This is a genomic window from Superficieibacter electus (assembly GCF_002915575.1).
Lineage (GTDB): Bacteria > Pseudomonadota > Gammaproteobacteria > Enterobacterales > Enterobacteriaceae > Superficieibacter > Superficieibacter electus.
Genome location: NZ_PQGD01000014.1, coordinates 47,894 through 60,210, shown reverse-complemented (window position 1 = coordinate 60,210; position 12,317 = coordinate 47,894). Strand labels below are relative to the sequence as shown.

Annotated in this window: 10 protein-coding genes; 4 read left to right on the top strand and 6 right to left on the bottom strand. The window is 54.7% G+C overall.

Annotation, left to right across the window (positions count from 1 at the left end; translation table 11 throughout):
* Positions 1 to 3 precede the first annotated feature (3 nt).
* The 3 genes from malE (at position 4) to malG (ending at position 3,854) form a co-directional block, all read left to right on the top strand.
* Positions 4 to 1,194, top strand: coding sequence for a maltose/maltodextrin ABC transporter substrate-binding protein MalE (gene malE, locus CHU32_RS17530; protein ID WP_103677344.1), 1,191 nt, complete (start codon positions 4 to 6; stop codon positions 1,192 to 1,194).
* A gap of 210 nt (positions 1,195 to 1,404) precedes the next feature.
* The gene (gene malF / locus CHU32_RS17525) at positions 1,405 to 2,949 is read left to right on the top strand and encodes a maltose ABC transporter permease MalF (RefSeq protein WP_103677343.1); all 1,545 of its coding nucleotides are present in this window, start codon (positions 1,405 to 1,407) and stop codon (positions 2,947 to 2,949) included.
* 14 nt (positions 2,950 to 2,963) lie between these two features.
* On the top strand, positions 2,964 to 3,854 hold the full coding sequence (gene malG / locus CHU32_RS17520) for a maltose ABC transporter permease MalG (RefSeq protein WP_103677342.1): 891 nt from the start codon (positions 2,964 to 2,966) through the stop codon (positions 3,852 to 3,854).
* An 89-nt stretch (positions 3,855 to 3,943) separates the two neighbouring features.
* Here malG and psiE read toward each other — a convergent pair whose 3' ends face one another.
* The 6 genes from psiE to pgi all read right to left on the bottom strand — a co-directional run bounded on the left by psiE (position 3,944) and on the right by pgi (position 10,507).
* The gene (psiE, locus tag CHU32_RS17515) at positions 3,944 to 4,354 is read right to left on the bottom strand and encodes a phosphate-starvation-inducible protein PsiE (RefSeq protein WP_103677341.1); all 411 of its coding nucleotides are present in this window, start codon (positions 4,352 to 4,354) and stop codon (positions 3,944 to 3,946) included.
* 392 nt (positions 4,355 to 4,746) lie between these two features.
* A complete protein-coding gene (locus tag CHU32_RS17510) occupies positions 4,747 to 6,843 on the bottom strand; it encodes a YjbH domain-containing protein (RefSeq protein WP_103677340.1) in 2,097 nt (698 codons plus the stop codon).
* A complete protein-coding gene (locus tag CHU32_RS17505) occupies positions 6,843 to 7,580 on the bottom strand; it encodes a capsule biosynthesis GfcC family protein (RefSeq protein ID WP_103677339.1) in 738 nt (245 codons plus the stop codon). Before CHU32_RS17505 ends, CHU32_RS17510 begins: the two co-directional genes overlap by 1 nt.
* A complete protein-coding gene (locus CHU32_RS17500; RefSeq protein ID WP_103677338.1) occupies positions 7,577 to 8,215 on the bottom strand; it encodes a YjbF family lipoprotein in 639 nt (212 codons plus the stop codon). Before CHU32_RS17500 ends, CHU32_RS17505 begins: the two co-directional genes overlap by 4 nt.
* A gap of 65 nt (positions 8,216 to 8,280) precedes the next feature.
* A complete protein-coding gene (gene yjbE / locus CHU32_RS17495) occupies positions 8,281 to 8,523 on the bottom strand; it encodes an exopolysaccharide production protein YjbE (protein ID WP_103677337.1) in 243 nt (80 codons plus the stop codon).
* Positions 8,524 to 8,857: 334 nt separating this feature from the next.
* Positions 8,858 to 10,507, bottom strand: coding sequence for a glucose-6-phosphate isomerase (pgi, locus tag CHU32_RS17490; RefSeq protein WP_103677336.1), 1,650 nt, complete (start codon positions 10,505 to 10,507; stop codon positions 8,858 to 8,860).
* Between the two features lie 429 nt (positions 10,508 to 10,936).
* Between pgi and lysC the strand changes: the two genes are divergently transcribed.
* Entirely contained in the window at positions 10,937 to 12,298 is a 1,362-nt protein-coding gene (gene lysC / locus CHU32_RS17480; RefSeq protein WP_103677334.1) for a lysine-sensitive aspartokinase 3, read from the top strand.
* The last annotated feature ends 19 nt before the right edge of the window (positions 12,299 to 12,317 follow it).

Here is a 12,317-nt window from a genome sequence, read left to right as displayed (position 1 = left end):
ACTATGAATATCAAAACTGGCGCACGCATCTTCGCACTCTCTGCACTGACAACGATGATGCTTTCCGCCTCCGCTTTCGCCAAAATCGAAGAAGGCAAGCTGGTTATCTGGATCAACGGCGATAAAGGCTATAACGGCCTTGCTGAAGTGGGTAAGAAGTTTGAAAAAGATACCGGCATCAAAGTCACCGTTGAACACCCGGATAAACTGGAAGAAAAATACCCGCAGGTTGCCGCGACGGGCGACGGTCCGGACATCATCTTCTGGGCGCATGACCGTTTCGGTGGCTACGCGCAGTCTGGTCTGCTGGCTGAAGTGACGCCGGACAAAGCTTTCCAGGACAAACTCTATCCTTTCACCTGGGACGCCGTGCGCTACAACGGCAAGCTGATCGCCTACCCGATTGCGGTAGAAGCGCTGTCGCTTATCTATAACAAAGACCTCGTACCGAATCCGCCGAAAACCTGGGAAGAAATCCCGGCGCTGGATAAGACGCTGAAAGCGAAAGGTAAGAGCGCGCTGATGTTTAACCTTCAGGAACCGTACTTCACCTGGCCGCTTATTGCCGCTGACGGTGGCTATGCGTTCAAATTTGCTGACGGTAAATACAACGTCAAAGATGTCGGTGTGGACAGCGCAGGCGCGAAAGCTGGCCTGAACTTCCTGGTCGATTTGATCAAAAACAAACATATGAACGCCGATACCGATTACTCCATCGCTGAAGCGGCCTTTAATAAAGGCGAAACGGCGATGACCATTAACGGTCCATGGGCGTGGTCGAACATCGACAAGAGCAAAGTAAATTACGGCGTCGCGCTGCTGCCGACCTTCAAAGGCAAGCCGTCCAAACCGTTCGTTGGCGTGCTGAGCGCGGGTATCAACGCCGCCAGCCCGAATAAAGAACTGGCGAAAGAGTTCCTTGAAAACTACCTGCTGACCGATCAGGGTCTGGATGAAGTGAATAAGGACAAACCGCTGGGTGCCGTGGCGCTGAAATCCTTCCAGGATCAGTTAGCGAAAGATCCGCGCATCGCTGCCACCATGGATAACGCCCAGAAAGGCGAGATCATGCCGAACGTTCCGCAGATGGCCGCATTCTGGTACGCGGTTCGTACGGCGGTAATCAACGCCGCCAGCGGTCGTCAGACGGTGGATGCCGCGCTGAAAGACGCTCAGGGTCGTATCACGAAGTAAGGCTAACAGGTTGACGACCAACTCGTTTTCATCGCTATGTTGGTCATTTTGCCGGGTGACACCATGCTCACCCGGCTATAAAAAACAACTATATCAACGTATTACGCCTTACCGGTAGGTCTGTGCAAGCGAAGCGCCGCCAGGCAAAATGCCACGGTATTACGTTTGTCTGCCGTCAGAAGAGATCAATTGTTGTAGAGGACGATCCCCATGGATGTCGTTAAAAAGAAACACTGGTGGCAAAGCGAAACGCTGAAATGGTCAGTGATTGGATTGCTGGCGCTGCTGGTAGGTTATCTTGTGGTTTTAATGTACGCCCAGGGGGAGTACTTATTTGCCATCATGACGCTGATTTTAAGCGCGGCTGGCCTGTATATTTTCGCTAACCGTAAAACCTACGCGTGGCGCTACGTTTATCCGGGCATGGCCGGGATGGGGTTGTTTGTCCTGTTCCCGCTGGTCTGCACCATCGCCATCGCCTTTACCAACTACAGCAGCACCAACCAGCTTACCCAGGAGCGCGCACAGCAAGTGCTGATGGACCGCTCTTATCAGGCGGGTAAAACCTATAACTTCGGACTGTATCCGGTGGAGGCTAAATGGCAACTTGCGCTGACCGACGGCGAAACCGGAAAAAACTATCTCTCCGACGCCTTCACTTTTGGCGGCGAGCAGAAAATCGCCCTGAAGGAAGTGGCGGCTCTGCCAACGGCTGAGCGGGCGAATTTACGGGCAATCACTCAGAATCGCCAGGCATTAACCCAGCTTACCGCCGTACTGCCTGATGAAACGAACGTAATAATGAGTTCGCTGCGCCAGTTCTCCGGCACGCGTCCTCTTTATACCGCAGCCAGTGACGGGACGCTGACCAACAATCAAAGCGGCGTTAAATACCGCCCTAACAATGACATCGGCTACTACCAGGCGATCAACGCTGACGGCAACTGGGGCGATGAAAAACTCAGCCCCGGCTACACGGTAACGATCGGCTGGGATAACTTTATGCGCGTCTTTACCGACGAAGGCATTCAGAAACCCTTCTTCGCTATTTTTGTCTGGACGGTCATTTTCTCGGTACTCACCGTGATCCTCACCGTCGCGGTGGGGATGGTGCTGGCTTGTCTGGTACAGTGGGAATCGCTGAAAGGCAAAGCCATTTACCGCCTGCTGCTGATCCTGCCCTACGCGGTGCCGTCCTTTATCTCGATCCTGATTTTCAAAGGACTGTTTAACCAGAGCTTCGGCGAAATCAACATGATGCTGAGCGCGTTGTTCGGCATTAAACCGGCCTGGTTCAGCGACCCGACCACCGCCAGGGCGATGATTGTGATCGTCAATACCTGGCTGGGTTATCCCTACATGATGATCCTGTGCATGGGCCTGCTGAAAGCAATCCCGGACGATTTATACGAAGCGTCAGCAATGGACGGCGCGGGGCCATTCCAGAACTTCTTTAAAATCACGTTGCCGCTGCTGATCAAACCGCTAACGCCGCTGATGATCGCCAGCTTTGCGTTTAACTTTAATAACTTCGTGCTGATCCAACTGCTGACCAACGGTGGTCCGGACCGTCTCGGCACCACCACGCCTGCCGGTTATACCGATCTGCTGGTGAGCTACACCTACCGCATCGCTTTTGAAGGCGGCGGTGGTCAGGACTTTGGTCTGGCGGCAGCCATCGCCACGCTGATCTTCCTGCTGGTCGGGGCGCTGGCGATTGTGAATCTGAAAGCCACGCGCATGAAGTTTGATTAAGGGAGATAACGATAATGGCCATGGTCCAACCCAAATCGCAAAAATTACGTTTATTCGTGACGCACCTGCTGTTGCTGGTATTTATCGCGGCAATTATGTTCCCGCTGCTGATGGTCATCGCCATCTCGCTGCGTGAAGGTAACTTCGCCACCGGTAGCCTGATCCCGGAACAGATTTCCTGGGAACACTGGCGGCTGGCGCTCGGCTTCAGCGTTGAGCATGCCGACGGTCGCGTGACCCCGCCGCCTTTCCCGGTGCTGCTGTGGCTGTGGAACTCGATAAAAATCGCGGGCATTACCGCCATTGGTATCGTCGCCCTCTCCACCACCTGCGCCTATGCCTTTGCCCGTATGCGTTTTCCGGGTAAAGCAACATTGCTGAAAGGGATGCTGATATTCCAGATGTTCCCGGCGGTACTGTCGCTGGTCGCCCTGTACGCCTTGTTTGACCGTCTCGGACAGTACATTCCGTTTATTGGTCTGAACACGCACGGCGGCGTGATCTTCGCCTATCTGGGTGGCATCGCGCTGCACGTCTGGACCATTAAAGGCTATTTCGAAACTATTGATAGCTCGCTGGAAGAAGCGGCGTCGCTGGATGGCGCAACGCCGTGGCAGGCGTTCCGTCTGGTGCTGCTGCCGCTGTCGGTACCGATTCTGGCGGTGGTGTTTATTCTGTCGTTTATCGCGGCAATCACCGAAGTGCCCGTCGCCTCGTTGTTATTGCGTGATGTGAACAGCTATACGCTGGCGGTCGGGATGCAGCAGTATCTCAACCCACAAAACTACCTGTGGGGCGACTTTGCGGCAGCAGCGGTGCTCTCTGCTATCCCGATTACCGCCGTGTTCCTGCTGGCCCAGCGCTGGCTGGTTAATGGCCTGACGGCAGGCGGAGTGAAAGGTTAAGTTTCATCGTTCGAAGCCACTGCAAGACCCTCAACTTTTCAATGATCTTTACTTGTGACCTTTGTTGGCGCTCTTCGGAGCGCCCTTTTTTATTCGCGTTTTAGCCGCTTGGTATTACACAACCACAGTGTGATCACCAGCAACAAGATCGCGCCTGAGTAGACCAGCACATCCAGCGGCGAGGTATGATCGACGATGATCAGCCGGACAATCGCGGTGATCCCGATGTAAACGAAATAGCGCAGCGGGAAGTGAAAACCAGACTGAAAATACTTCACGATCAGGGCGATAAATTCGAAGTACAGGAAGTACACCACCAGCCCTTCGACCAGTTCGTACTTGCTGGTTTGCTCCGGCGCAAACAGCACCTCCGCCAGATGGACCGTCTCTTTACCGAGAAACACGACCAGAATCAGGCCGAGGCTTAACAGCCCCAGATTGAGGACGGTCTGAAGAATAGTGGAGATAAATTCCACGGCCGGGCGGGGTAGCGATGACATAGCAGCACCTTTTGCTAAAAATACCAGGCTCAGATATAGCGCAAAAGTGTGATCCAGATCTACATTTTTTATCCTGGTTTTAGTCAGCCAACGTAAAGGCGTGGCGGGAGAATGGCATTATTTCAGAGGGTTAACCTGCCCGGTGGCGCTGCGCTTACCGGGCCTACTGTGAGGAAGCGCCCTGACGTAGGCCATCTTACTCACCTGCCCGGGCGGCTTCGCCTTATCAGGCCTACTTTGAGGAAGCGCCCTGACGTAGGCCATCTTACTCACCTGCCCTGTGACGGCTTCGCCTTACCGGGCCTACGTTTGAGGAAGCACCCTGACGTAGGCCCGGTAAGCGCAGCGCCACCGGGCATTGCTACACCGCGGCCAGACTATCGGTAACAGACTCAGCGGAAATTCACGCTCTTGTCGCTGGTCATATCGTACAGCTGGAACTTACGCCCAAGCTGCTGCCCGCCATCGCGCGTCAGCGGCGTCCAGCCAATCGCCGCACGGCTGCGGGTCGGGCCGGAAGAGAACAGATCCAGCGGCACCGATACATACACGCCTTTGGTGAAGTCCCCTTCGCCGTATTCCTCTTTTGATACGTTGGTGATGGTCGCATAACCACCGACCACCACGCCGCTGTCAAAGCGTTTGGCGATATCCAGCGTGCCGCCCTTGTCCCCGGCAAGGTACTGCCCGACACTGGCTTTCACCAGCACGTCCTGCGCAAACGGCGGCGTCCAGTAGGCCGTCAGATGCCCGGTTTTAACGCTGTAATCGGTGAATTTCATCATGTCCTGCGCGCTGCGCCAGTCACGCTGCTTAACGTAGTTCGCATCCAGACCCACCGCCCAGTTACTGTCTACCGGACGATACAGCACCTCACCCCCTGCGCCACCGTACATGGTTTCAAGATAACCGCCGTATACCTGACCATAGAAATTATTCCCCAGATACTGGAAGTAGTTAGCCTGGAGATTATTTACATACACATCGTTCTCTACATATTCACGAACGTGGGTACGCACACGCGGTAGTTTTGAGTCGCTCGGCGGATTGGTGTAGTTAAATTTGTCGTAGTTGTTGGCGACGTTAGCAAACACGCTGCCGGTGGTCAGCAGGTGATCGGTCAGCCATAGATCGGCGGTGCCCATCACCCCGAGCTGATACATATAGAAGCTTTCCGGGCCGCCGAAGGACTGATTGAGCACCGGATCGAGATGGAAATCAAAGCGCGATTTGTCGAAATACCAGCCCTGCTCGGTACTCTCCGGCACGATCGGCGTGACGCGCTGTTGCGCCAGCGGCGTCTCCTGCCCCAGCGGCTCCCCTTCCAGATGCCGTTTCAGGCTGGCAACATCAGTCTGAGTAGTCACCTGCGGCATATTCAGCCGGTTTTCGGTCACGCGAATAGTGCGAATACCGTCCGGCAGATCGTTCATAATGATACGGTTCGCGCGCTCAATGCCTTCGCGCGAGTCGCGGTATTTTACCTGCTCGCCGGTGACGTACAGCGTATCGCCTTTCACCTGAATTTTCGGATCGGTCAGCCCGGCGTTGTATTTCAGCAGCGTAAGCTGGTTCGAGACCACCGAGTGTTGCAGGATGGCGTCCTGCGGCTCCGGCTGATACTGCGGACGCGCGTTGTCGTTATATTTCGGCCGCAGGTCGTTGAAGTTGGTGCGCAACGTCACGCCAAACATCAGCGTATTGCCACGCTCGTAGCTGACGTTCACATCAGCCCAGTCGGTCGCACGATAAATCGCCCCGACGTTAAACTTACTTTTTTGCTCCAGCCGACCGGCAAAGTCCTGCTGGTAGTTATTGCCTTCATATTCCAGCTTCAGGCGCAGCGGCTGCCACGGCGTCTGGTATTCCACGCCGCCAAACAGGGACGCCGGGCCGCGAAACATCTCGCCGGTATCCATCGATCCCGCCTGCTTATAGCTGTTATCACGCTGGCAGTATTTGTCGCTCACCGAGCACAGCGGGTTGCTGACGTTGCCGCTGGTGCCGAGGTAGCCCCAGCCCAGCCCCAGCGAGAAGTCGAATGGTCCCCAGGCTTTGTTGGCCACCAGATATTCGGCATCAAACAGCCCGGTACCGCCGATGTCACGCGCCCCGGCGGAGACCTGCGGCAGCCAGTAACTCTCTTCCCACAGACGCAGTTTGACGTCGAAGGCTTTATCTTTGTAGGTCTGATCGCCGGAGAAAGACTCCACGCTACTGTACGGTTTGGTACGCACATCGGTGTAGCGCAGCGTGGTTTCCAGCCACGGGAATAGCTGTACGGAGGCGGAATAGTAACGATACTGATCGTTATCGCGATAGTTGAGACTCAGTTCACCTTCCCGCGCCATACGGGCGGTGGGCGTTTGTAATAACCCCACACCGCCAAAGTCGGATTGCGACGGGCCGATGGGTGCCGGGTACGTTTCTGCGTGGCAGGCCGCGCTGACGCCCAGCGCCAGTAAGCTGTAAAGAAAGGTTTTTTTCATTATTCAGGTACCCGCTGCGTCAGGGAGCGAACAATATCCGCATTGAGTTCATCCGGAGTCTGGCTCCATAACGAATCGGCAAAACCGACCACTATCGTGCTGCCCGGCATTAGCTCTACATGACGGTGATTCCAGTACGCCACCGGCACTTTTTGCGTCCGTCCGTCCGGATAGATCACCCAGGCATAGCTGCGATCGGCTCCACTTAGCAGATTAACGCCATCAAGATAGCTGGCGACGTCGCGACCGGGCGTAAACGGCAATATCCCTGGCCGACTGACGAGGCCGAAAATCGTCACGGAATCGGGACGCGGCCCTGCCCACAGGCTGTACTCACCTTGCAGACGCGGATTGCCGCTATTGCTGACGCGCACGGTATCCGGGTCGAGATTAATAAACTGACGACCGGTGACATTAATCGCCGTCAGTTGCTGGCGCAGCGCGTTAATGGCCGCGCTATCGTCCCCGCTTTCCTCTCGCGCCATTGCCGCCAGACGTGCCAGTAATGCCTGATGCTGCTGTTGCGCAACGGCTGTCGCCTGGCGTTCGCTAATCACCGCCCCCGGCCACCAGCTGTTCGCCAGCTGCGGCTGCCCGACGAGATCGATAAGATGTTCCGCGCCGCTGAGCGTTTTCGGCTGCGCGCCAGGCGCTGAGTAAACCTGCACCGTGCCTGCCGCCGTCGCCAGAGAGGATGTCAGACACAGGAGCAGCGACGCAATAAACCGTTTTTTCATGGTTTCGCCGCCTTAATCAGGGTGGTTTTGACAGGGAAGAAGTCTGCGCCCAGATACTGCTCGGACTGACGAATGTGCCCCTCATCGTCTATCCAGTAACGGTTGTGCCAGCGGGCCTGGTCGGTTTCAATCGCTTCATCAAGCACGCGCACGGCGGTGCTTTCACCGCCAACCACCACATTGTCAGTACCCTGCCAGCGAAACACGGAACGAGCCGTGGCATAACGCACCTGTTTATATTCGGTCCAGCCCATCGTCCGGGTCCAGGTAGCCCCATCGATGATCTGATTCGGCGTCGCCAGCGGATCGGCAGCCAGATTATTCACTTCCAGCAGGTTATCCCCGCCAAGCAGGGTTTTGATGATACGCCCGTGCTGCGTGACCAGCGTGGCCTGATCCTGCGTCACCCATTTCTGCTGCCCGTTTTCGGCGAAAGCGAGCACCACAAACAGTTGCGGGCCATTATTGAGCTGAACGTACTGGCTGGCATAAGGCATGTTTTGAATATCATCGTCCGTGAGATGGACCCCAGGTGTACCAAACAGGCTGTTCCACAACGAGTCTCCCAGTCCTTTTGTGGTCGATGAACAGGCCTGGAGTAGCAGGCAAATCATAATGAGCGCTGGTCGCTTCACGACTCTTTTCTCCGGAGGGGCAAAATAACCACACCGAAGTGTGGTTATGGTTAATGTACCCGGTGTTAGCGGGTACTGGTGGTCGTGGTGGTTGTAGTCCCGGTATTGGAACCATCACCACCACCCGTTGCCGCCAGGGCGACACCCACGGCCGAGCTTACGGGGCTAACGCTGCTTGTGGTGGAACTCCCCACGGAAACAGACGTCGCCGCCGAACCTGCGGCCTCACCGACCTGAACCGGTGCTGCATACGCGGTCGCTGCCGCGCAGGCGGTTATGGCAAAAATGCCATACAGGATTTTACGCATATCAATTTCCCTTCATTGAATGAATGGAGGTGCCTGAAATATCCAGGCGGATTCGAGTATACACAACCAGAATTGAGGAGATATCGTGAAGAAATAGAGTCAAAATTTAAGGTAAATTAGAATTCAGGATATTTCACGAATAAATTATTCTTTAAAATCAATAACTTTTTAAAATAAAATATACGGATAATCCTAAAAGAAAAGAATGTGACCGCTAAAGCATAAATATTTTTCAGATTATGCTCACAAATAAAAATGCGGGAGAATAAGCTACAAGAAGAATTATCTGATAAAAAAATACCGGCAATTTGCCGGTATTTTTAGTGAGTATTTATTAACCGCGCCAGGCTTTATAACGGTTAATTAGGCCATTAGTCGAGCTGTCGTGACTGTCGATCTCTTTGTCTTCTTTCAGTTCCGGCAGGATGCGGTTAGCCAGCTGTTTACCCAGCTCAACCCCCCACTGATCGAAGGTGAAAATGTTCAGGATCACGCCCTGGGTGAAAATTTTGTGCTCATAGAGCGCAATCAGCGCTCCCAGGCTGAACGGGGTAATTTCACGCAGCAGGATGGAGTTGGTCGGGCGGTTGCCTTCAAACACTTTAAACGGCACCACATGGTCCAGCGTTTTCGGATCTTTGCCCTGGTCGGCATATTCCTGCTCGACGACCTCGCGGGATTTACCGAACGCCAGCGCTTCAGTCTGAGCGAAGAAGTTAGACAGCAGCTTCGGATGATGGTCGGACAGCGGGTTATGGGTGATAGCCGGGGCGATAAAGTCGCAGGGAACCATTTTGGTGCCCTGGTGAATGAGCTGGTAGAACGCGTGCTGGCCGTTGGTGCCAGGCTCACCCCAGATAATTGGGCCAGTCTGGTAATCTACGGCGTTGCCGTTACGGTCAACATATTTGCCGTTAGATTCCATATTGCCCTGCTGGAAGTAGGCCGCAAAACGGTGCATATACTGGTCATACGGCAGGATAGCTTCGGTTTCAGCGCCGAAGAAATTGTTGTACCAGATGCCGATCAGCGCCAGCAGCACCGGCAGGTTCTGCTCAGGGGCGGTGGTGGAGAAGTGTTTATCCATCGCGTGCGCGCCGGACAATAGCTCCACGAAATTGTCGTAGCCCACGGACAGAATAATAGACAGACCGATCGCTGACCACAGAGAATAACGGCCGCCGACCCAGTCCCAGAATTCAAACATGTTGTCAGTGTCGATACCGAACTCACCGACCGCTTTAGCGTTAGTGGACAGCGCCGCGAAGTGTTTCGCCACGTGTTTTTCATCACCAGCCGTCTTCAGGAACCAGTCCCGCGCGCTGTGGGCGTTGGTCATGGTTTCCTGGGTGGTGAAGGTTTTGGAGGCCACCAGGAACAGGGTGCTTTCCGGATTAACTTTTTTCAGCACTTCGGCGATGTGGGTACCATCGACGTTAGACACAAAGTGCATATTCAGGTGATTTTTATACGGGCGCAGCGCCTCGGTCACCATGAAAGGACCAAGATCAGAGCCGCCGATACCGATGTTGACGACATCAGTGATTGGCTTGCCGGTGTAACCTTTCCACTGCCCGGAAATAATGGCTTCGGAGAAGGTTTTCATTTTCTCCAGTACCGCGTTCACTTCCGGCATCACGTCTTTGCCGTCAACCATAATCGGCGTGTTGCTACGGTTACGCAGCGCAACATGCAGTACCGCGCGGTCTTCGGTGCGGTTGATTTTCTCACCGGAGAACATAGATTTGATAGCCCCGGCCAGATCGGTCTCTTTCGCCAGATCCTGAAGTTTTGCCAGCGTCTCTTCGGTGATGCGGTTTTTGGAGAAGTCCACCAGCATCGCATCATTAAACGTTGCGGAGAACTTAGTGAAACGATCGGCGTCTTTCGCGAACAGATCCGCGATGGTCACGTCTTTCATTTCTTCGAAGTGTTTCTGTAATGCCTGCCAGGCAGAAGTCTGCGTCGGATTAATGTTTTTCATGAGCAATACTCTTCAGATATGAGAATTGTAACTGCGGTCGATTGTAGCGCCAGTGGCGGAAAATTGTGATGGTTTTTATGCCATTGCTCAGGCCGGGGGGCAACAACGGCTAAAAAGACAGGGAAAGTATAGCCTTTATACGCTATGGATTTCGAGTTGCAGGAAGGCGGCAAGTGAGCGAATCCCGATGAGCTTACTCTGGTAAGTGATTCGGGTGAGGGAGCGCAGCCAACGCACCTGCAACTTGAAAGACGACGAGTATATAAGTAGTTTTTCTGATGCATTGTCCTGCATGAAAAATCCGCATAACCCCGGCGTTGACATCAACCGGCGCAGCTTTTATTTATGGATAAGGTATTTGCACATGGACCGGTGATCGTTCTGCCCTTGTGCCAAGGTCGCTTTTTCATTCCCTGACGCGAGGTTGTTATGACTGCTGCTGTTTCCCCGCTCGTTGTCGCCAAATTTGGCGGCACCAGCGTGGCCAATTTTGATGCCATGAACCACAGTGCGGATGTCGTACTTGCCGATCCCAGCGTGCGGCTGGTGGTACTGTCTGCCTCGGCGGGCGTCACCAATCTGCTGGTGGCGCTGGCCGAAGGGCTGGAAGCCGGGGAGCGCTTCGTTAAACTCGACGCGCTGCGTAAAATTCAGTTCGATATCCTTGAGCGTTTAACGCACCCGAATATCATTCGCGAAGAAATTGAACGTCTGCTGGAAAACATTACTACGCTGGCGGAAGCGGCATCGCTGGCGACGTCACCGGCGCTTACCGATGAGCTGGTCAGCCACGGCGAACTGATGTCTACCCTGCTGTTCGTTGAAATCCTCCGGGAGCGCCGCGTACAGGCGCAGTGGTTTGACGTGCGTAAAGTGATGCGCACTAACGACCGTTTCGGGCGCGCCGAGCCGGACGTTGGGGCACTGGCTGAACTCACCGCTCAGTTGCTTGCGCCGCGTCTGGAAGAAGGATTAACCATCACCCAGGGATTTATCGGCAGCGAAGCCAAAGGCCGCACGACGACCCTTGGCCGTGGCGGTAGCGACTACACCGCAGCCCTGCTGGGCGAAGCGCTGCATGCCACCCGCGTGGATATCTGGACCGACGTGCCAGGTATCTACACCACCGACCCTCGTGTGGTGCCTGCGGCCAAACGTATTGATGAAATTGCCTTTGAAGAAGCGGCGGAAATGGCGACCTTCGGGGCGAAAGTGCTGCATCCGGCGACGCTGCTGCCCGCCGTGCGCAGCGATATTCCGGTCTTTGTTGGCTCCAGTAAAGATCCCAAAGCGGGCGGGACGCTGGTCTGTAATCAAACGCAAAATCCGCCGCTGTTCCGCGCGCTGGCACTGCGACGCAAACAGACTCTGCTAACCCTGCATAGTCTGAATATGCTGCATTCACGCGGTTTTCTCGCCGAACTGTTTGGCATTCTCGCGCGTCATAATATCTCGGTCGACCTGATCACCACCTCAGAAGTGAGCGTGGCATTAACCCTTGACACCACTGGTTCCACCTCAACGGGTGATACGCTGCTGACGCAGGCGCTGCTAACGGAACTGTCGTCACTGTGTCGAGTGGAAGTTGAAGAAAACCTGGCGCTGGTGGCGCTGATTGGCAACGATTTGTCGAAAGCCTGCGGCGTGGGCAAAGAGGTGTTTGGCGTACTGGAGCCGTTTAACATCCGCATGATTTGCTATGGCGCATCCAGTCATAACCTGTGTTTCCTGGTGCCGGGAGCGGAAGCCGAACAAGTGGTGCAGAAATTGCATTATAATTTGTTCGAATAAATTCCCGCTGGCGTATAGC

Excerpts from the sequence above, each read along its gene's own strand:
- malG (WP_103677342.1), top strand. The coding sequence starts at position 2,964 with ATGGCCATGGTCCAACCCAAATCGCAAAAATTACGTTTATTCGTGACG.
- CHU32_RS17510 (WP_103677340.1), bottom strand. The coding sequence starts at position 6,843 with ATGAAAAAAACCTTTCTTTACAGCTTACTGGCGCTGGGCGTCAGCGCG.
- pgi (WP_103677336.1), bottom strand. The coding sequence starts at position 10,507 with ATGAAAAACATTAATCCGACGCAGACTTCTGCCTGGCAGGCATTACAG.
- psiE (WP_103677341.1), bottom strand. The coding sequence starts at position 4,354 with ATGTCATCGCTACCCCGCCCGGCCGTGGAATTTATCTCCACTATTCTT.
- lysC (WP_103677334.1), top strand. The coding sequence starts at position 10,937 with ATGACTGCTGCTGTTTCCCCGCTCGTTGTCGCCAAATTTGGCGGCACC.
- malE (WP_103677344.1), top strand. The coding sequence starts at position 4 with ATGAATATCAAAACTGGCGCACGCATCTTCGCACTCTCTGCACTGACA.
- yjbE (WP_103677337.1), bottom strand. The coding sequence starts at position 8,523 with ATGCGTAAAATCCTGTATGGCATTTTTGCCATAACCGCCTGCGCGGCA.
- malF (WP_103677343.1), top strand. The coding sequence starts at position 1,405 with ATGGATGTCGTTAAAAAGAAACACTGGTGGCAAAGCGAAACGCTGAAA.
- CHU32_RS17505 (WP_103677339.1), bottom strand. The coding sequence starts at position 7,580 with ATGAAAAAACGGTTTATTGCGTCGCTGCTCCTGTGTCTGACATCCTCT.